15 protein-coding genes are annotated in these 20,401 nt (G+C 31.6%); 8 read left to right on the top strand and 7 right to left on the bottom strand.

What is annotated here, in order from left to right; genetic code table 11:
* Positions 1 to 117: 117 nt before the first annotated feature.
* A complete protein-coding gene (locus tag ACIQ16_RS06370; RefSeq protein WP_396149750.1) occupies positions 118 to 1,050 on the top strand; it encodes a LysR substrate-binding domain-containing protein in 933 nt (310 codons plus the stop codon).
* A 72-nt stretch (positions 1,051 to 1,122) separates the two neighbouring features.
* Here the strand turns inward: ACIQ16_RS06370 and ACIQ16_RS06365 are convergent, their stop codons facing one another.
* Entirely contained in the window at positions 1,123 to 1,743 is a 621-nt protein-coding gene (locus ACIQ16_RS06365) for an L-threonylcarbamoyladenylate synthase (protein WP_396149748.1), read from the bottom strand.
* A 40-nt stretch (positions 1,744 to 1,783) separates the two neighbouring features.
* Positions 1,784 to 4,117 (bottom strand): ATP-dependent helicase, encoded by a 2,334-nt coding sequence (locus ACIQ16_RS06360; RefSeq protein WP_396149746.1) that lies wholly within the window; start codon positions 4,115 to 4,117, stop codon positions 1,784 to 1,786.
* A 180-nt stretch (positions 4,118 to 4,297) separates the two neighbouring features.
* Between ACIQ16_RS06360 and ACIQ16_RS06355 the strand changes: the two genes are divergently transcribed.
* Complete coding sequence (locus ACIQ16_RS06355; RefSeq protein ID WP_396149744.1) at positions 4,298 to 4,822, top strand: hypothetical protein; 525 nt, start codon at positions 4,298 to 4,300, stop codon at positions 4,820 to 4,822.
* A 45-nt stretch (positions 4,823 to 4,867) separates the two neighbouring features.
* On the opposite strand, the gene ACIQ16_RS06350 is transcribed toward ACIQ16_RS06355, so the two are convergent.
* Positions 4,868 to 6,952: a M1 family metallopeptidase gene (locus ACIQ16_RS06350; RefSeq protein ID WP_396149742.1), complete on the bottom strand. Its 2,085-nt coding sequence runs from the start codon at positions 6,950 to 6,952 to the stop codon at positions 4,868 to 4,870.
* Positions 6,953 to 7,138: 186 nt separating this feature from the next.
* Between ACIQ16_RS06350 and recG the strand changes: the two genes are divergently transcribed.
* Together recG and ACIQ16_RS06340 are read left to right on the top strand one after the other, a co-directional pair.
* Positions 7,139 to 9,241, top strand: coding sequence for an ATP-dependent DNA helicase RecG (recG, locus tag ACIQ16_RS06345; protein WP_396149740.1), 2,103 nt, complete (start codon positions 7,139 to 7,141; stop codon positions 9,239 to 9,241).
* Positions 9,242 to 9,288: 47 nt separating this feature from the next.
* Positions 9,289 to 10,152: a bestrophin family protein gene (locus ACIQ16_RS06340; RefSeq protein WP_396149737.1), complete on the top strand. Its 864-nt coding sequence runs from the start codon at positions 9,289 to 9,291 to the stop codon at positions 10,150 to 10,152.
* Between the two features lie 70 nt (positions 10,153 to 10,222).
* Here the strand turns inward: ACIQ16_RS06340 and ACIQ16_RS06335 are convergent, their stop codons facing one another.
* The 3 genes from ACIQ16_RS06335 to ACIQ16_RS06325 are packed head-to-tail and all read right to left on the bottom strand — an operon-like array spanning position 10,223 to position 12,987.
* Positions 10,223 to 11,176: a transketolase family protein gene (locus tag ACIQ16_RS06335; RefSeq protein WP_396149734.1), complete on the bottom strand. Its 954-nt coding sequence runs from the start codon at positions 11,174 to 11,176 to the stop codon at positions 10,223 to 10,225.
* A gap of 43 nt (positions 11,177 to 11,219) precedes the next feature.
* Positions 11,220 to 12,068 carry a transketolase gene (locus ACIQ16_RS06330; RefSeq protein WP_396149732.1) on the bottom strand — a complete coding sequence of 283 codons (849 nt, stop codon included), beginning with the start codon at positions 12,066 to 12,068 and terminating at the stop codon, positions 11,220 to 11,222.
* Positions 12,069 to 12,123: 55 nt separating this feature from the next.
* Positions 12,124 to 12,987 carry an alpha/beta hydrolase gene (locus ACIQ16_RS06325; RefSeq protein WP_396149730.1) on the bottom strand — a complete coding sequence of 288 codons (864 nt, stop codon included), beginning with the start codon at positions 12,985 to 12,987 and terminating at the stop codon, positions 12,124 to 12,126.
* Between the two features lie 97 nt (positions 12,988 to 13,084).
* Between ACIQ16_RS06325 and ACIQ16_RS06320 the strand changes: the two genes are divergently transcribed.
* From ACIQ16_RS06320 to ACIQ16_RS06305, 4 genes are all read left to right on the top strand, one after another.
* Positions 13,085 to 13,900: a M48 family metallopeptidase gene (locus ACIQ16_RS06320; RefSeq protein ID WP_396149727.1), complete on the top strand. Its 816-nt coding sequence runs from the start codon at positions 13,085 to 13,087 to the stop codon at positions 13,898 to 13,900.
* 57 nt (positions 13,901 to 13,957) lie between these two features.
* Entirely contained in the window at positions 13,958 to 15,250 is a 1,293-nt protein-coding gene (locus ACIQ16_RS06315; protein WP_396149789.1) for an MFS transporter, read from the top strand.
* Positions 15,251 to 15,413: 163 nt separating this feature from the next.
* Entirely contained in the window at positions 15,414 to 17,882 is a 2,469-nt protein-coding gene (gene lon / locus ACIQ16_RS06310; RefSeq protein ID WP_396149725.1) for an endopeptidase La, read from the top strand.
* Between the two features lie 89 nt (positions 17,883 to 17,971).
* Positions 17,972 to 19,117 (top strand): glycosyltransferase, encoded by a 1,146-nt coding sequence (locus tag ACIQ16_RS06305; RefSeq protein WP_396149723.1) that lies wholly within the window; start codon positions 17,972 to 17,974, stop codon positions 19,115 to 19,117.
* Here the strand turns inward: ACIQ16_RS06305 and ACIQ16_RS06300 are convergent.
* Positions 19,074 to 20,399 (bottom strand): hypothetical protein, encoded by a 1,326-nt coding sequence (locus ACIQ16_RS06300; RefSeq protein ID WP_396149721.1) that lies wholly within the window; start codon positions 20,397 to 20,399, stop codon positions 19,074 to 19,076. The genes ACIQ16_RS06305 and ACIQ16_RS06300 overlap by 44 nt on opposite strands.
* Between the last annotated feature and the right edge of the window lie 2 nt (positions 20,400 to 20,401).

The following is a 20,401-nucleotide window of genomic DNA, read 5'->3' as shown; positions in this document are numbered from 1 at the left end:
TACAATCAATATATTAATAAAAACTCTTTCTTAACGGAAAGAGTTTTTTTATAAACTTTTCTTGAACAATAGTTTTTTACAATCAAAATATTTACTTTTATCACAAATATTAATACAATGACCATTACCCAATTATATTACGTTTTAGCTGTTGCTGAAAACAAAAATTTTACATTAGCTGCCGAAAAATGTTTTGTTACGCAGCCGACATTAAGTATGCAAATTCAAAAATTAGAAGACGAATTAGGGATTCAAATTTTTGATAGAACAAAAAAACCTATTGGTTTAACAGAAGTAGGTTATAAAATTGTAATACAAGCTAAAAACATTGTAAACGAAGCAAATAGAATTAAAGACATTGTAGACCAACAAAAAGGATTTATTGGTGGCGATTTTCGTATTGGAATGATACCTACGATTATGCCTACATTATTACCTATGTTTTTAAATACATTCATTAAAAAGTATCCAAAAGTAAACTTAATTGTAGAAGAATTAAACACGGCAGATATTATTACCAAATTAAAAAATGGTCATTTAGATTGCGCTATAGCCGCTACGCCTTTAGATGAAGAAAAACTTAAGGAAATTGTGTTATATTACGAACCGTTTGTAGCATACATTCCAGATAACAGCCTTAATAAAGCAAAAAAAGAAATTGAAGTTGCTGATTTAGATGTTGAAAAAATATTGCTTTTACAAGACGGACATTGTTTTAGAAACAGTGTTTTGAATCTATGTAAAAACAATAATTTTATTGGTGAGAATCATTTTCAATTAGAAAGCGGCAGTTTTGAAACTTTAATTAAATTATCCGATGAAGGTTTAGGAACTACCCTACTTCCCTATTTACACACATTAGATTTAAACGATAAAAACAAAACTAAACTTAAGCAGTTTACTAACCCAAAACCATCAAGAGAAGTGAGTTTAATTTTCTCTAAAAACGAATTAAAGATTCATATTATTGATGCGTTAAAATCAACCATTCAAGGTGTCGTTCGAGGTGCGATTGCGTTTAGTGATGTGGAAATTGTAAGCCCAAAGTAATTTACGATTTGGGATTTACGATTTACGATTTAAAATATGAATATTGGAATTTGGAATTTTGGAGTTTGTAATTTATATTACATTTACATCACCTTTACCTTCTCGTACAATAATTGGTTCGTGACCTGTTAAATCGATAATGGTTGATGCTATGTTTTCTCCGTAACCGCCATCAATTACTAAATCGACTTGGTTTTGCCATTTCTCAAAAATTAATTCTGGATCGGTGGAATATTCAATTACCTCATCTTCATCGTGAATGGATGTTGAAACTATTGGATTCCCTAACATTTCCACAATTTGTATGGCAATATTATTATCTGGTACTCGAATTCCGACTGTTTTTTTCTTACGGAAGTCTTTTGGTAAGTCGTTATTTCCTGGTAAAATAAACGTATAAGCGCCGGGCAACGCTCGTTTTAAAATTTTAAAAGTAGGCGTGTCAATTTGCTTTACGTAATCTGAAATATTGCTTAAACTACTACAAACAAACGAAAAATTAGCTTTTTCTAACTTCACACCTTTAATTTTCGCTAATTTTTCCAACGCACGAGAATTGGTAATGTCACAACCTAAACCATAGACGGTATCGGTCGGATAAATAACTAATCCACCATTTTTTATGACCTCAACCACTTTTTTAATAGCAGTTTCACTTGGTTTGTCTTCGTATATTTTTATGAATTCTGCCATATTTTTTTTGCTTTATGCCGTAAGCTTAATGCTTACAGCGTTACCCAATCACATTTAACTTTGCAAATCGTAACAATAACTTCTTCAAGCCTCCAACATCGAAACGAATTTCCGCTTTTTTGTCGGCTCCTATGCCTTCTAAACCTACAATTTCACCTTTTCCGAAACGTTCGTGCATTATAATATTTCCTACAGCTAAATTAGAATCTGTAACATTATTTTTCGATGCACTTGCGCCACTATTTAACGGTTTTAATCTTCTAATATTAATAGACGAAACCGGTTCGTTTTTGGTAATATATTCTGGTGGCGTTCCTGCAGTTGGTTTCGCCAATCGTAATTTAGATTTATCCACATCGCCAAAAATATCAATATCCATAGTTGGTTTGTATCGGTAACCCGAATCTATAGGATTGATATATTCTAAATATTCGCCATTAATTTCTTCGATAAAACGTGATGGTTCACTATCTACTAATTTTCCCCAACGGTAACGCGATTGCGCATACGTTAAATACGCCTGGTGTTCAGCACGAGTTAAAGCTACGTAAAACAATCTTCTTTCTTCTTCCAATTCGCTTCGTGTGTTCATACTCATCGCACTTGGAAACAAATCTTCTTCCATTCCTACCACAAAAACGTGTGGAAATTCTAATCCTTTTGCTAAGTGAATCGTCATTAATGCTACTCTATCATCATCGCCTGTGTCTTTATCTAAGTCTGTTGCCAACGCCACATCTTCCATAAATTCTGCTAAAGCACCACGAGCACCATCAATTTCTTTCTGACCTTCGGTAAAATCTTTAATACCGTTTAATAATTCTTCTATATTTTCGATACGAGCAATACCTTCTGGCGTACCGTCTTTTTTTAATTCTTGTACTAATCCTGTTTTTTTAGTGACGTGGTCAGTAAGTGTAAAGGCATCTTGCTGTTCATTAATAACTTGAAAACTTTTAATCATAGTTACAAAATCTTGCAACTTGGTTTTCGTCCCTGAATTTAATTTTAAATCGATTTTATCAATGTGTTCCATCACTTCAAAAATGGAACGTTTGTAATGGTTGGCGGCTACCGTAAGTTTTTCTACAGTTGTATCGCCAATTCCTCTTGCTGGATAATTTATAACTCTAACTAACGCTTCTTCGTCTTTCGGATTGATTACCAATCGTAAATAAGACAATACATCTTTAATTTCTTTACGTTGATAAAACGATAATCCGCCATAAATTCGGTACGGAATATCTCTTTTTCGCAACGCATCTTCCATAGCACGAGATTGCGCATTGGTACGATACAAAATAGCAAAATGTGAATTTGGTAATTGATTCTGCATTTTTTGTTCGAAAATTGTTCCAGCTACAAAACGACCTTCTTCACCATCTGTAAGACTTCGATGTACTTTAATTTTCGGACCGTCATCATTCGCTGTCCAAACAATTTTATCCAACTTGGTTTTGTTCTTATCAATAACATTATTTGCCGCTTCTACAATATTTTTTGAAGAGCGATAATTCTGTTCCAATCGATACATCTTTACGCCATCGTAATCTTTTTGAAAGTTTATAATGTTATTAATATTCGCACCACGGAAAGCATAAATACTTTGCGCATCATCACCTACCACACAAATATTCTGGAATCTATCCGAAAGTGCTTTTACAATTAGATATTGTGAATGATTGGTATCTTGGTACTCATCGACTAAAATATATCTAAATCTGTCTTGGTATTTCGCTAAAACGTCTGGAAAACGATTTAATAACTCGTTGGTTTTCAATAACAAATCGTCAAAATCCATCGCACCCGACTTGAAACAACGTTCTACATAATTATTGTAAATTTCTCCCATTCGAGGCTTTTTGCTCATCGCATCGGCTTCTTGTAGTTCAGGATTATTAAAATAAGCACGAACTGTAATTAATGAGTTTTTATATTGCGAAATTCTTCCTAAAATTTGTTTGGGTTTGTACACATCTTTATCCAATTGCATTTCCTTAATAATACCACCCAAACAACGTAAAGAATCTTGAGAATCATAAATGGTAAAATTGGAAGGATAACCTAATTTTTCAGCTTCACTTCGTAAAATTTTAGCAAAAACTGAGTGAAATGTACCCATCCAAAGGTTTTTAGCTTCATTATTTCCCACAATTTCAGCAATACGTTTTTTCATTTCACGTGCTGCTTTATTCGTAAATGTTAGAGCTAAAATATTAAACGCATCTACACCTTGATGCATCAGGTTAGCAATTCGAACGGTAAGCACACGTGTTTTTCCTGAGCCAGCACCCGCAATAACAATCATCGCACCGTCTTTTTGCAAAACTGGCGCACGTTGTGCCTCATTTAATTGATTTATGTATTGTTGCATGGCCAAAATAGGATAATTAGGAAAGCAAAAATACAGATTATGAAGTGATTTTACCCGTTTTTAATTGTCTTTTAACTGTAAATTATCAACAATTTTTTGATTAAAAGTAACAACATAACATAAGAATTAAATATTGCATAGACTTTTAAAAAAATATTTTAGATTTGTAAAAAAAATCTAATGAACATAGAAGCAAAATTACTTGAAATTGCCACTTACACTTTACCAGCAATTATTACTGGCGGAGTTGCGTTTGGTTTATTGCATAAATTTTTTAAAAACGAAGAAAACAAACGAAAATTCGAATTACTAAGAGAAAATCAGCGCTTAGGGTTGCCAATTAGACTGCAAGCATACGAGCGTATTGTATTATTCTTAGAACGCATCAATCCAATCAACTTAATGATGCGTGTAGAACCGAACAGTTTAGATGCGCAGAATTACGCCACGCTTTTAATACATACTATTCAAACTGAATACGAACACAATATTGCGCAACAAATATATTTCACTCATGAAAGTTGGGAAATTATTTTAAAAGCCAAAAACAGTATTATTACTCAAATTAGAAGATTTTCGATTGAAGGAGAAGTAAAATCTGGTGAAGAATTACGCACGAAACTACTTCAAGAACTTACACAAACAGAAAGCGCAAGTGCTGTAGCCATTAGTTTTATTAAAGAAGAACTAAAAAGGGTATTTTAGCTATTAAACCTGTCAGGTTTTTGAAACCTGACAGGTTTATTCTTGTTACTCCTTCAAAAATTTCAAATATAAATTAGTTGTTTTTTCATCCACAGTTTTGACTAAATTTTCAACTTGATTTCTAAAATCAGGCTGCTTTAACATCGTTCGAATTTTCTCTCTTGCGAATTTTGTAAATTGCCATTTGTGATGCGTGGTTGCATGAAACAAAGCTTGAATTACATTAGGATTATTTGGATATAATTCCAACAAAACCTCTAAAGCATTTTCACGAATTAAACTTCCATTGTTACTTGAAGTGTAATTTAATAATTCATTGAAATACAGATTTTTATGACTTATGTATTTATCTGAATTCAACGCGATTTTCAACCAAGATACTCGTAAACTTTTATCATTGTTGCCTTGCAAATTTTTTAATTTCTCTAAATATTTATTTGCTTGATTTGGAAAAGAATTACATAAATTTATCAAGGCAATTTCTTTTGTTTTATATGAATCATCATCTAAAAACGTTTCATATTGCGATTTAAATTCAACTGGTATTTCACTCACCGTTTCTGCAATAGCTTGACGAACATATACGTTTTGTTTCATACCAATTTCAATCAGTTCTTTTTTGCCTTCAAAAGGTGTGTTTCCTAACTTATAGAAAATATATTGTTTTATAGGAAAATACGTTTCTGATTGTAAAATTGCTTTATAGTTTTCAATATCTTTTTTCTCTTTTGTTAGTTGAATATAGGTCGTTACAGATTTGTTCTTTAACAAATATCTTTCCGCTAAAACCATATCAAAACCTGCCGTTTCTAGCCATATCTTTTTAAAATTTTCTGTATCAAAATCTTTAGCAAACTTTTTTATTTCAGCTATAAACTCATCAGTATTTACATTTTTATATTGGTATTTTTTCAAATACCTTTTTACTGCCTTTTGAAATTTTTTCGCACCGATATCTTCACGTAACGTATGCAACGCCCAAGCGCCTTTTTTGTAAAATGATAGCGAACTTGCTTTTTCATTCATCACTGGAATTGTGTCGGTTTTGGCTGCATTTCTTAACTGCAAAGCATAATCATATAACTCGTTATAAAAATAATCGTCGCCAAATATTTCTTTTTCTGCCAAAAGTGCATAATAAGTCGCAAAACCCTCTTGTAACCAATGATGTTTCCCCGATTGTGCAGTAATTAAATCGCCAAACCATTGATGCGCCAATTCGTGGGCATTAACATTAATATAATTTTTATCATTAAAACCAATTGAATCCACTACAAAATCTTGAGAAAAAATGGTGGAAGTTGTGTTTTCCATTCCGGAATATAAGAAATCTCTAACAGGAACTTGACGATAAATTTTCCACGGGTATTTAATACCAATTTCTTGTTCTAAATAATCGAAAATTTGTTTAGAATAGCGATATGTAGGTTCGAATTTTGAATAATCATTTTTATCTATATAGAATTCTAAGAATGTTCCTGAATTGCTTTTAACTTCATGTTTTACAAAATTTCCAAACGCCAACATTACCAAATAAGATGACATTGGTTTTTGCATTTGATAATTTCTTGTTATATCGTTAACGCCTCTACTCCAACTTATAGTTTTTTTCTCAAAATTTAATTTACCATTAGATAATGCGATAGGATTAAATTCAAATTTATCCATATCAACATAATAGTTAATAGTTATACCAAAAATTACTTTCTCATTGACATCGTCAAAACTCGGCAACCAATGACTCGTATATTTTCCTTGACCTTGCGTCCAGATTTGCCTATTTTCATCTTGACCTATGAAATAAAGCGTCTGTTTTGGTATTGCAGAGTACTGAAACGTTAGTTTGTTTTTACCTTTAGAAAACCCATCAAATAAGTCCAATGTTTTTCCTGAATTTTTATATTTCACCAATTTACCATTAATCATCACGTCAGAAAATACGATGTTTTTGGCATCGATTTTAATAGTATCTATAATCTGCTTTACTTTAAATTCGTATGTTACACTTCCAGAAATAGATTTTTCTTCAAAATTTGGATACAAAGAAGCAGTACACGTCAAAAAATCAACATATTTTGTTTGTTGCGAAAAGGAAAAAATGGAAAAAAGCAGAAAAAACAGCGCTTTCATAAATTAATTTAAAATTAGATACGAATATAACTATTTTTAATTTTACTCATTTCTAATTTAACAAATAATAACTATCTTCGCTTTTCATGTGTGTCTTAACACAGATTAGAGAAATTTTAATAATTTATATAATATCTTTTATCCGTGTTCAAAATTTAACTTGAATTACAAAAATAGAATTAGACTTTGAATCTACTCGATACTCCCATAGAATATTTAAAAGGTGTTGGACCTCATCGTGGCGACTTACTTCGCAAAGAAATGAATATTCATAAATATGGCGATTTAATCAATTTATACCCTAATCGATATATCGACAGAACGCGCTATTTTAAAATCAACCAACTGATAAATAGTAATTCAGAAGTTCAAATTATTGGAAAAGTGGTTCATATTAAAACCATCGACCAAGTAAAAGGAAAATCGAGATTAGTCGCAACATTCTTGGATGATACCGGACAAATGGAATTGGTTTGGTTTCAAGGACAAAAATGGGTTAAGGAAAGCTTAAAACTCAATACTGTTTATGTTATTTTTGGGAAAGTCACACAATTTGGTTCGGTTTTCAATATGGCTCATCCAGAAATGGAATTGTTGGAAGAACACAAAACCACTTTACGAAGTGCGATGCAGCCTGTTTATCCAAGTACCGAAAAGCTAAATAATAAAGGTGTTACGAATAAAGTTATCAATAAAATGATGATGCAATTATTTTCGGAAACGCATCAATTATTTTCAGAAACGCTATCTGATTCCATTATTGAAGAATTAAAGCTTATTCCAAAGAAAGATGCATTACTAAACATTCATTTTCCGAAAAATCAAGACCTTTTATCTAAAGCGCAACTTCGATTAAAGTTTGAAGAGCTATTTTTCATTCAACTGCAATTAATCACTAAAAATTTAATTCGAAAACATAAAATAAAAGGTTTTCCTTTTGAAATAATTGGTGAAAATTTCAACAATTTTTACAACAATCATTTACCATTTGAACTCACCAATGCTCAAAAACGTGTATTGAAAGAAATACGAAACGATTTGGGAAGTCACGCACAAATGAATCGTTTATTGCAAGGTGATGTGGGTTCAGGTAAAACCATTGTGGCATTAATGTGTATGCTTATCGCGAAAGATAACGGTTTTCAAAGTTGTTTAATGGCGCCTACAGAAATTTTAGCCAATCAACATTTTAATGGCATTACCGAATTAGCTAAAGATTTGAATATTAATATTCGTATATTAACAGGTTCTACGAAAATTGCACAACGAAGAATTATTCACGAAGAATTAGAAAACGGCACGTTAGATATCATCATCGGAACACACGCTTTATTAGAAGATAAAGTTCAATTTAAAAATTTAGGTTTAGCCGTAATTGATGAGCAACATCGTTTTGGCGTAGAACAAAGAAGTAAACTGTGGACGAAAAGCCAAATCCCACCTCACGTTTTAGTAATGACCGCTACTCCTATTCCACGTACTTTAGCGATGAGTTTGTATGGCGATTTAGATATTTCTGTGATAGATGAGTTGCCTCCTGGCAGAAAACCAATTCAAACCGTACATCGATTTGACAGTAAACGACTGGTTGTTTGGAAATTTATAAAAGATGAAATCGCCAAAGGCCGACAAATTTACATTGTATATCCGTTAATTCAGGAATCTGAAAAAATGGATTATAAAGATTTGATGGACGGTTATGAAAGTATTTCTCGTGATTTTCCTTTACCACAGTATTCTATTTCTATTTTACACGGAAAAATGAAACCTGCCGACAAAGATGAAGAAATGAAACGTTTTGCGGAAGGAAAAACCAATATTATGGTAGCCACAACAGTTATTGAAGTGGGTGTAAACGTTCCAAACGCTTCCGTAATGGTAATTGAAAGTGCCGAACGTTTTGGCTTGTCGCAATTGCATCAGTTGCGTGGACGAGTTGGGCGTGGTGCCGAACAAAGTTATTGTATTTTAATGACGGATTACAAACTTTCTGAAGACAGCAAAACCCGAATGGAAACAATGGTTAGAACGAATGACGGATTTGAAATTGCAGAAGTCGATTTAAAACTTCGCGGTCCCGGAGATATAATGGGAAAACAACAAAGTGGCGTGTTAAACCTTCAAATTGCCGATTTGGTAAAAGACCGAGATATTTTGCAAGTAGCAAGACATATTGCTGTAAGACTTCTTAAAGAAGACCCAAGTATGAATTTACCTGAACACGCCAAATTAAAAGCGGTATTTATGGAAATCAGTAAGAAGAAAAGTATTTGGAATTATATTTCGTAATGGAAAAATGAATGTAGATTTAATAATTTTATTTAAAACATAAAACAATGGTACAATACAACCCAAAAGACTGGATTACTTTTATTTTTCGATTTCATAAATCGGATACGTTTCGTCAATTAATCCCAATGATGATTTTGATTGGTGTATATTCTGGTGCCATTTGTTATTTCGAAATACATTATTTCAAATTAAAAGAAAATAGTCACGTTAAGAATATTTCCATATTACATACAACTGTTGGATTTGTGTTATCATTGCTTTTGGCCTACCGAACCAATACTGCATATGATAGATGGTGGGAAGGAAGAAAATTATGGGGAAGTTTAGTTAATAATTCCAGAAATTTAGCCATTAAGTTAGCCGCTATTTTGGAAAGTGAATCGGATAAAAATTATTTCAGAAAAGTGATTCCAAGTTTTGCTTCAATTTTAGCGAAACATTTAAGTAATGAAGAAGTTGGTAAGGTTTTATTTGAAGGATCAGACCTCGAAATAGACCAAAACAAGCACAAACCCAACCAAGTAGCTAAGATGATTTATAGTAAAATTAATGATTTATATAAATCTAATAAAATATCTGGAAATCAATTAATTATATTAAATTCAGAAATACAATCTTTTACCGATGTTTGTGGTGCTTGTGAACGAATTAAAAACACACCAATACCCTATTCGTATAGCGCATTTATTAAAAAATTTATTTTCTTTTACGTTATGACATTGCCTTTTGGATATGTTTTTAGCTTAGGATATTACATAATTCCTGTGGTAGTTTTTATATTTTATGTGTTGGCAAGTTTAGAATTAATTGCTGAAGAAATTGAAGATCCTTTTGGCGGAGATGAAAACGATTTACCTACAGCAAAAATTGCAAGCAATATTAAAAAACATGTAGAAGAAATTTTATAACCTACTAACTAAAACAAAAATTCCCGTCCCGATTATATCGGGACGGGAATTTTTTAATTATAAAAGAATATTATTTTCTGGCCATCACTTTTAATGATTTCTCAATAATAGCTTTACTATTTAATCCGTATTTTTCCATTAATTGTTCTGGCGTTCCGCTTTCTCCAAAGGTATCATTTGTTGCTACAAATTCTTGTGGAGCTGGTGAATTTAAGCTTAACGTTCTGGCTACACTTTCTCCTAAACCACCTAAAAAATTATGTTCCTCAGCAGTTACTACACAACCTGTTTTAGCAACCGATTTTAAAATTGCTTCTTCATCTAAAGGTTTAATGGTGTGAATATTGATTACCTCTGCAGAAACGCCTTGTTTTTCTAATTCTTCAGCAGCGATTAAAGCTTCCCAAACTAAATGCCCTGTTGCGATTATAGTTACGTCATTACCTTCGTTTAATAAAATGGCTTTCCCAATTACGAAAGGCTCATCTGCTGGCATAAAATTAGGCACTACTGGACGACCAAAACGTAAATAAGCAGGACCATGATGATCTGCTAATGCCAAAGTCGCAGCTTTAGTTTGATTGTAATCACATGTATTGATTACTGTCATCCCAGGTAACATTTTCATCAAACCTATATCTTCTAAAATTTGGTGCGTGGCACCATCTTCACCCAAAGTTAAACCCGCGTGTGAAGCACAAATTTTAACATTTTTATCAGAATAAGCTACAGATTGACGAATTTGGTCATATACTCTTCCAGTAGAAAAGTTAGCAAAAGTTCCTGTAAAAGGAATTTTTCCTCCAATGGTTAAACCTGCTGCAATTCCAATCATATTGGCTTCTGCAATTCCGATTTGGAAAAAACGTTCTGGATGATTTTTTTTAAAATCGTCAAACTTTAACGAACCAATTAAATCGGCACAAAGTGCTACTACATTTTCGTTTTTTTGTCCTAATTCGGTCATTCCTGCGCCAAATCCTGAACGCGTATCTTTACTTCCTGTGTTTTCGTATTTTTTCATATTTTTAAGCTATAAGCATAAGGCATTAAGCACAAAGCATTAATTAATAATCTCCTAAAGTGGCTGGATTTTGATTTAAAGCATTTTCTAATTGCTCATTACTTGGTGCTTTACCGTGCCAAGCATGTGTATGCATCATAAAATCTACTCCATTACCCATTTCTGTATGTAATAAAACACAAATCGGTTTTCCTTTTCCTGTACGAGATTTTGCATCTGCCATTCCGTTTATTATGGCTTCTATATTATTTCCTTCCGTAATTTCTAACACATCCCAGTCAAAGGCTTCAAATTTCGCTTTAATATTCCCCATATTTAAAACATCAGTAGTAGAACCATCAATTTGTTGCCCATTTAAATCCACTGTTGCAATTAAGTTGTCTACATTTTTAGCAGATGCATACATAATTGCTTCCCAATTTTGACCTTCTTGCAACTCTCCATCACCAGTTAAAACATACACTAAATTTGTGTCTTTATTTAGTTTTTTTGCTTGAGCAGCTCCAATTGCAACTGACAAACCTTGTCCTAAAGATCCAGATGCTATTCTTATACCTTCTAAACCTTCATGTGTAGTTGGGTGTCCTTGCAAACGCGTGTTTAATTTTCGGAAAGTAGCCAATTCAGATACTGAAAAATAACCGCTTCGAGCTAAAACACTATAAAATACTGGAGAAATGTGTCCGTTTGATAAAAAGAAAATATCTTCATTAGCACCATTCATATCAAAACCTTCGTTTCTTTTCATTACGTGTTGATACAGGGTTACTAAGAACTCTGCACAGCCTAAAGAACCACCTGGATGACCTGAATTAACTGCATGAACCATTCTCAGAATATCTCTTCGAACTTGTTGTGTAAATTGTTCTAAATTAGAAATTTGTTGTGTCATTGTAAAAAGTTTTTTGCAAAAATAAATTTAATAATCTGTTTATACTAATGAGATTTTATTTTTTTATCAATAAGAATTCAACAATTTTTTGAATCACTTTTGAATCACCTAATATTTTTCTATGTCCTAATTGATTTGTAATTAGCAATTCTTTATCAGAAAGGTGCTTCGCTAAATGATAGGCTTCTGAAACCGGTATATCTTCATCATCAGTATCATGAATAACTAAAACTGGAATTTTCACATCTTTAGCTGCTACGTATGCCGAAAAACTTTCCATTTCAAAATGGTATTTTTTCTCAAAATTATTTTTCATTAAAATAGCTACATCATTTGTTAAACCAATTTTTTCAATAAATGTATTCACAATATTAATCACGCTATTTCCACTGCCAATTACTACCGCTTTTTTTATTTGAAAGCCTTTTTTAACTGCATTTAAAATAGACATACCTCCTAAAGAATGTCCTACAGCAAACTCAAAAGAACCATAGTGTTTTTCAACCTCTAAAATTGATTCGATAAACTCGAGCATTAATGTAGTTTTTGTACCTGATTTTCCATGGGCAGGTGCATCAAAGCTAATTATAGAATATCCGTTTTCAATTAAAGTATCAGCAATTTTTACTAATTGGGTTCCTCTGCCCGACCAACCGTGAACCAATAGTATTTTTTTACTCGAATTTCCATAAGCATACACCACAATTTCTTTATTTATGGATGGAACAAATAACTTGGTTTGTTGCGAAGTAGCTTCCATTTGAAACTCTCTTTTCGGAATTTTATGTTTTATTGGCGTGATAAATAATTTTCGAGCAAATTTCTCAGCCAAATTAGGAGAAATTCGATATAAAAACCGCCCAATTAACACTATAAATTTAGGAACTTTAGTTGTGGTTGAAGATTTTTTATTTGCCATCTGTCATATTTTTATGCAAAAGTAATCAATTATAGTATGGTATGATTTTTGAAATAAACAAAAAATAGAATAACTTTGTTAGACCAAATTTTTAATCATGAAAATACTTCTAAAATCACTTATCGTAACAGGAATTCTTGTGGTTTCTTGCGCAAAAAACCCGTTTACAGGAAAAAGCACAATGGCTTTTAAAAAAAATAGTGAAATTTTTCCAGCTGCTTTTCAACAATACAATCAGTTTTTGTCTGAGAACAAAGTTTTGAAGGGAACTTCAGACGCCAAACGAATTGAAACCATTGGAATGAAAATAAAAACAGCGTCTGAACGCTATTTAACCGCCAATGGATATTCAGATTATTTGAACGATTACAAATGGGAATATAATTTAGTAGATAGCAAAGAAGTAAATGCTTGGTGTATGCCTGGCGGAAAGATTGTTTTTTACACTGGAATTTTACCTATATGTAAAGATGATGCTGGAATAGCAGCTGTAATGGGACACGAAGTTGCACATGCATTAGCCAATCACGGGCAACAAAGAATGAGTGCAGGTTTAATCCAACAATTTGGAGCTATTGGAACCGCATTAGCTGCTGAAAAATATGCGCCAAAATATCAAAATGAAGCCATGCAAGCGTATGGAGCTGGTTCGCAAGTATTAGGAATTTTGCCGTTTAGTAGAGCACATGAAAGTGAAGCTGATATGATAGGTTTAACACTTATGGCTATTGCAGGATACGATCCCATTAATGCAGTTAAAGTATGGGAAAGGATGTCGGCACAATCTGAAGGAAAAGCACCGCCAGAATTTTTAAGTACACATCCAAGTAACCAAACAAGAATTGATGAATTAACCGCATTACTTCCCCAAGCTAAAGTAGAAGCTGCTAAATTTGGCGTTACTTTTAAATAGTAAAAATATTATCTTATATTAGTCCCGATATTTATCGGGATTTTTATTTAATATATGATGCAACAACTGGAAAAGGGAAATAGTAAAGTAATGAATGCTTGGGCATTTTATGATTGGGCAAATTCTGTATATTCATTAGTTATATCTTCATCAATTTTTCCATTATATTTTGGATTTTTATTTACTAAAGAAAATCCAAATATTGATCTATTCGGAACATCAATTAAAGCTACATCACTGGTTTTCTTCATTACCGCTTTTGCCTTTTTAACAGTTGCAATTCTATCGCCAATTTTATCAGGAATTGCAGATTATTTAGGAAACAAAAAACGATTTATGCAGTTTTTTTGTTACTTAGGTGCTGCCTCTTGTATAGGACTGTATTGGTTTACCAAAGAAAACATAATTTTTGGCATGTGTTGTTTCTATTTTGGATTGGTTGGTTTTTGGGGGAGTTTAGTATTCTATAATTCGTATTTATCAGATATTGCTTTTACAGAACAGCACGATAAATTAAGCGCTAAAGGTTTTTCATTAGGCTATGTTGGAAGTGTAATTTTACTTGTTATTTGTCTGTATTTAATTATTGGAAGAACAGATGAAGAAGCCATTCAAGCTATGAAATTATCATTTGTTTTCACTGGAATTTGGTGGATTGCATTTAGTCAATATACTTTTTATTATTTACCAAAAGGAAATAAAAATAAGCACTCGCTAACTTTTTCAGTAGTCCTTAATGGATATAATGAACTAAAGAAAGTTCAAAAATTATTTTTTAAAGACGCTTTATTAAAACGTTTTTTAATTGCTTTTTTCATTTATAGTATGGCAGTGCAAACAGTAATGCTTGTAGCTACTTATTTTGGAGAACAAGAAATAAAGTGGGGAAATGCTGATGAAAAAAGACAAGGCTTAATTGTTAGTATACTAATGATTCAATTGGTAGCAGTTTTGGGAGCTGTTTTAACCTCAAAATTAGCTTTAAAATTCGGAAATATTAAAACATTAATTGGGATTAATTCTGTTTGGATATTTATTTGTATCGGTGCTTTTTTTGTTACAAAACCCATACAGTTTTACTTAGTTGCAGGAATTGTAGGTTTAGTTATGGGCGGAATACAATCGCTTTCACGCTCAACTTTTTCTAAATTAATGCCCGAAACAAATGACACCACCTCTTTTTTTAGTTTTTATGACGTTGCCGAAAAAATTGGAATTGTAATTGGAATGCTACTTTACGGAAGCATCAACCAAATTACAGGAAGTATGCGAAATGCCATTTTGTTTCTGGTGCTGTTTTTTATAATTGGTGTTATTTTACTTTATAGAACCCTAAAAATTCAGAAATAATTCAAAAATCTAAATATTGTATTCCCATTTATGGCATACATCTTGACTACTACATATGTAAATTAATCTGTACTTGTTGTTTTTATTGAGACTTACGTCGATTAAAAAAAATAGTTGTAAATTTACGTCCCATTTTTAATGACAAAATGACTTATAAATAGATATGCCAAACCATAAAATAGTAGCGATTGACAATTTGTCGCTTCAAGAACTAGATTCAGAAGCAGAATTAATTCCATTAATGACTCCGGAAGATGAGGAGGAAATGAATAATGAAGAATTACCTGCAGATTTACCCATTTTACCTTTAAGAAATACTGTTTTGTTTCCTGGAGTAGTAATCCCTATTACAGCTGGACGAGATAAATCGATAAAATTAATAAACGATGCTAATGCCGCCGGTAAAATTATTGGAGTAGTAGCGCAAAAAAATGAAGCTGACGAAGATCCTACCTCAGATGAAATTTATCACGTAGGAACCGTTGCTCGTATTATGCGTGTTTTGAAAATGCCCGACGGCAATACAACCATAATTCTTCAAGGAAAAAAACGTTTTGAAATAAGTGAATTTACCCAAAGCGAACCTTACTTCAAAGCCAAAATAAAGGAAGTAAATGAAGTGCGTCCGAAGAAAAAAGATGAAGAATTTTCTACAATAATTGAATCTATAAAAGATTTAGCTATTGAAATCATAAAAGAAAGTCCAAACATTCCTTCAGAGGCCACTTTTGCAATTAAAAACATCGAAAGTAATCCGTTTTTAATCAATTTTGTTTCTTCAAATATGAATTTAAATGTTTCGGACAAGCAATATTTATTAGGAATAGTAGATTTAAAAGAACGTGCGTTAGAAACCTTAAGATATATGAATTTAGAACTTCAGAAATTGGAGTTAAAAAATGATATTCAATCTAAAGTTCGATTTGATTTAGACCAACAACAACGCGAATATTTCTTACAGCAACAAATGAAAACCATTCAGGAAGAATTGGGTGGCGTTTCGCACGATGCTGAAATTGAAGAAATGCGAAACAAAGGAAAAAGTAAAAAATGGGATGCAAAAACGGCGGAACATTTTGATAAAGAAATTTATAAATTACAAAGAACCAATCCAAATTCGCCAGATTTTGGAATACAACGTAATTATTTAGATTTATTTTTAGAATTGCCTTGGAATGAGTTTTCTAAAGATAAATTTGACCTAAAAAAAGCGCAACAAATTTTAGACCGTGATCATTTTGGTTTAGAAGATGTGAAAAAACGCATCGTTGAACATTTAGCGGTTTTGAAACTGCGCAACGATATGAAATCGCCAATTTTATGCTTATACGGACCTCCAGGGGTTGGAAAAACATCAATTGGAAAATCGGTAGCAGAAGCATTAGGAAGAGAATATGTTCGAATTTCATTAGGTGGATTACGTGACGAAGCAGAAATTCGCGGACATCGTAAAACCTATATCGGAGCAATGCCTGGAAGAATTATTCAATCTATAAAAAAAGCAAAAACATCAAATCCTGTTTTTGTTTTAGATGAAATTGACAAATTATCTTCAAGTCATAATGGAGATCCATCTTCTGCCCTATTAGAAGTTTTAGATCCAGAACAAAATAGCGACTTCCATGATAATTTCTTAGAATTAGGTTACGACCTTTCAAAAGTTATGTTTATTGCTACATCAAACAGTTTATCAACCATTCAACCTGCGTTAAGAGATAGAATGGAAATTATAAATATGTCGGGTTATACCATTGAAGAAAAAATTGAAATTGCGAAAAACTTCTTGTTACCCAAACAATTAAAGGAACACGGATTAACTACAAAAGATTTACAAATTGGTAAAAAACAATTAGAAAAAATCGTAACGGGTTATACACGTGAATCTGGTGTACGTGGTTTAGATAAAACGATTGCTCAAATGGTTCGATATGCTGCAAAATCTGTAGCTATGGAAGAAGACTATAATATAAAAGTAACAGATGCTGATATTCTTGAAGTACTAAAATCACCAAGAATGGAACGTGATAAATATGAAAATAACGATTCAGCTGGAGTAGTTACTGGATTAGCTTGGACATCTGTTGGCGGTGATATTTTATTTATTGAATCGTTAGTTTCTAAAGGAAAAGGCGCGATGACTATGACAGGAAATTTAGGAACTGTTATGAAAGAATCGGTAACAATTGCATTAGAATACATTAAAGCGAATTCAAAGCAATTAAATATTGAATCTGAAGTTTTAAACCAATATAATATTCACATTCACGTACCAGAGGGTGCTACGCCAAAAGACGGACCAAGTGCTGGTATTGCTATGTTAACCTCAATGGTTTCTAGTTTTACTCAAAGTAAAATTAAGAAAAATATAGCGATGACAGGTGAAATTACTTTACGTGGAAAAGTGTTACCAGTTGGTGGAATTAAAGAAAAAATATTGGCTGCGAAACGTGCCAATATAAAAGAAATTATTTTGTGTAAAGAAAACAAACGTGATATTGAAGAAATTAATGCTGATTATTTAGCCGGCTTAACTTTTCATTACGTGGATACTATGAAAGAAGTAATTGATATAGCCATTTTGAAAGAAAAAGTAAAAAATGCCATTACATTTGATGTTAAAAAGATAAATTAGATTTTCGGATATTCAGAAATCAGACTAAAACCTATATGAAATAAAACATATAGGTTTTTTCTTTATATTTGAAATATTAAAATAAAACAATGAAAATACTACTTGTAGGAGAATTTAGTCGGTTACACAATTCATTAAAAGAAGGACTCTTGGCATTAGGTCACGAAGTTGTATTAGTGAATAATGGCGATGGCTTTAAAAACTATCCTGCAGATATAAGTATAGGTGCCAATTTTTTTAAATCGAAATTAGGCAATGTTCCAAGACAAATTTGGGCAAGAATTTTCAAATATGATTTAGCTTTGTTAGAACACGGAATTAGATTTTGGTGGATTTCCAAAAAACTGAAAAATTTTGATGTCGTTCAGTTAATTAATGAAAGACCAATTCAAACTACTTTTAAATTAGAATTTTTTTTACTGAAACGTATTTTCAAGCAAAATAAAAAAGTATACTTAATGTGTTGTGGTATAGATTATATGACCGTATCTCATATGTTACAACAAAAAGACAAGTATTCCGTTATGAATCCTTATTTTGAAGGTATTCCTGAAGCAACAAAACAATATGACTACTTCTTTGATTTTTTAACAAAATCTCATCAAAAAATCCATCAATTTTTATACAAAAATAGTTCTGGTGTAATTGCGTCTGATTTAGATTATGTTGCACCGCTAATTGGAAATGAAAAGTATTTAGGAATGATTGCAAATCCTATAAATATTGATAAAACTGGAAGTAGTGAAACTACAATTTCTGGAAAAATTTCTATTTTTTTAGGGATAAATTCAGGAAATTCTTTCACGAAAGGTGTTTCTTTTTTTCAAAACGCGTTAGTAATTCTTCAAGAAAAATATCCTAATTTGATTGAAGTTAAAATTACTACAGATATACCTTATATAGCATATCAAAAACATTTTGAAAGCGCACATATTATTTTAGACCAAGTATATGGTTTTGATCAAGGTTTTAATGCCTTAGAAGCTATGGCTAAAGGAAAAGTAGTGTTTACGGGTGCTGAAACTGAATTTTTAAAACATTATCATTTAAAAGAAGATGATGTAGCAGTAAATGCATTGCCCGATGTAAATTATTTAGTTGAAAAATTATCGTATTTGATTGAAAATCCCTCAGAAATTAATCGAATTGGTCAAAATGCTATTCAATTTATACATAAAGAACATCATTATATTACTCAAACTCAAAAGTATTTGACGCTTTGGAAGTCCAATTAAATTTTTCTTTCAAAAACAACAATAGCACAACTAACATAAAAAATTCATATGGAAAGGCGTATTTAGCATTGGTGCCATAAACTACAAGTGCTTGTAAAATAGCTGCTGCGTGAATAAAAGCTAAAAGAATCATCACATTAGTCACTTTTTTATTTTTAATAAAGAGAAACGTATAGTAAAAACTTAAAAATAAGAAAACGAATTTCAAAATAAAAAGTATTACCATCTGAATTGCATTTATAACAGAAACGACTGAATTAAAGGCATTGTCTTTAAAATTCATATATGGTTTCACATCAAAAACCTTCCAAAAATCAAACCACGAATGGGTAATGGAATAATATAGATAATCTCCAAAATTAGAGGCAATTGTGGCTTTTGCATAATCGCCAAATTGATGTGTTACATCGGCAAATTTTGTATATTTCGGTGCCAAATGTTGACCGCCCCATACTTTCCAAACGGCCATAGAAGCATCTTCGCCATTATGTAACATTTCATCTCTATATTTAACATACGGTTTTGCTATATAATCGTATTCATTTGGTCCTTTTTCAGCAAAAAACAAGCAGTTTTGAGCTAAATTTAAACCAAAATAAGCTGTTGGATCAAAGTAACCAAATATTTCTTCTACAAAACTACACCAAGAAAAATAAGCGTAAGCAGGCAAAATAAAAATAATTAATTTAACAGAAATTGCTTTTTTCAAAGAAGGATTTTTAATTAGATATAAAGCAAAAATTAAAAATGGATAAAACAGAAAAAAGGGTTTTACTAAAATTAATATAGCAAGTAGGACACTCATACAAATTTCAACAATAATTTGTCTTTTGTAGAAATAATTATTCAATAAAATATACAGAATTAACGAATTTAAAAGCAACATAAATGTTTCTGCTAAAATAAACGTTTCATAGAAAAAATGTTGAAGGTATAACGCAAAAAATAACGTGCAATAAAACGAAATTTTTTCAGATATTTTAAGGTTTAATAACATTTTAAACCATAAAATACTGGTGATAATTCCCATTAACATTTGTACTAAAACCACCAACATTTTATCATGATTTAGTAAATAAATCAAATAGGGATAACCTGGAGTTCTTTCTCCAACATAATCGTTAAAATTATCATTAATTAATTCTGTAACAAAATGATTAAATGCCCAACTATCTGGCGCTTCAGAAAACGAATTATATTCAAAGTAGAAAATTATTTTTGCCGTAAAAAGGAAAAATATCAACAAATAAATATATTTATTATTTAGTATATGTTGCTTCATTT

Source organism: Flavobacterium sp. (assembly GCF_044360715.1).
In the GTDB taxonomy this organism is placed as follows: Bacteria; Bacteroidota; Bacteroidia; order Flavobacteriales; family Flavobacteriaceae; genus Flavobacterium.
Note: the sequence above shows the minus strand (reverse complement) of the source record. Positions and strands in the feature narration are given on the sequence as shown.

Excerpts from the sequence above, each read along its gene's own strand:
- ACIQ16_RS06370 (WP_396149750.1), top strand. The coding sequence starts at position 118 with ATGACCATTACCCAATTATATTACGTTTTAGCTGTTGCTGAAAACAAA.
- ACIQ16_RS06365 (WP_396149748.1), bottom strand. The coding sequence starts at position 1,743 with ATGGCAGAATTCATAAAAATATACGAAGACAAACCAAGTGAAACTGCT.
- ACIQ16_RS06360 (WP_396149746.1), bottom strand. The coding sequence starts at position 4,117 with ATGCAACAATACATAAATCAATTAAATGAGGCACAACGTGCGCCAGTT.
- ACIQ16_RS06355 (WP_396149744.1), top strand. The coding sequence starts at position 4,298 with ATGAACATAGAAGCAAAATTACTTGAAATTGCCACTTACACTTTACCA.
- ACIQ16_RS06350 (WP_396149742.1), bottom strand. The coding sequence starts at position 6,952 with ATGAAAGCGCTGTTTTTTCTGCTTTTTTCCATTTTTTCCTTTTCGCAA.
- ACIQ16_RS06340 (WP_396149737.1), top strand. The coding sequence starts at position 9,289 with ATGGTACAATACAACCCAAAAGACTGGATTACTTTTATTTTTCGATTT.
- ACIQ16_RS06335 (WP_396149734.1), bottom strand. The coding sequence starts at position 11,176 with ATGAAAAAATACGAAAACACAGGAAGTAAAGATACGCGTTCAGGATTT.
- ACIQ16_RS06330 (WP_396149732.1), bottom strand. The coding sequence starts at position 12,068 with ATGACACAACAAATTTCTAATTTAGAACAATTTACACAACAAGTTCGA.
- ACIQ16_RS06325 (WP_396149730.1), bottom strand. The coding sequence starts at position 12,987 with ATGGCAAATAAAAAATCTTCAACCACAACTAAAGTTCCTAAATTTATA.
- ACIQ16_RS06320 (WP_396149727.1), top strand. The coding sequence starts at position 13,085 with ATGAAAATACTTCTAAAATCACTTATCGTAACAGGAATTCTTGTGGTT.
- ACIQ16_RS06315 (WP_396149789.1), top strand. The coding sequence starts at position 13,958 with ATGCAACAACTGGAAAAGGGAAATAGTAAAGTAATGAATGCTTGGGCA.
- lon (WP_396149725.1), top strand. The coding sequence starts at position 15,414 with ATGCCAAACCATAAAATAGTAGCGATTGACAATTTGTCGCTTCAAGAA.
- ACIQ16_RS06305 (WP_396149723.1), top strand. The coding sequence starts at position 17,972 with ATGAAAATACTACTTGTAGGAGAATTTAGTCGGTTACACAATTCATTA.
- ACIQ16_RS06300 (WP_396149721.1), bottom strand. The coding sequence starts at position 20,399 with ATGAAGCAACATATACTAAATAATAAATATATTTATTTGTTGATATTT.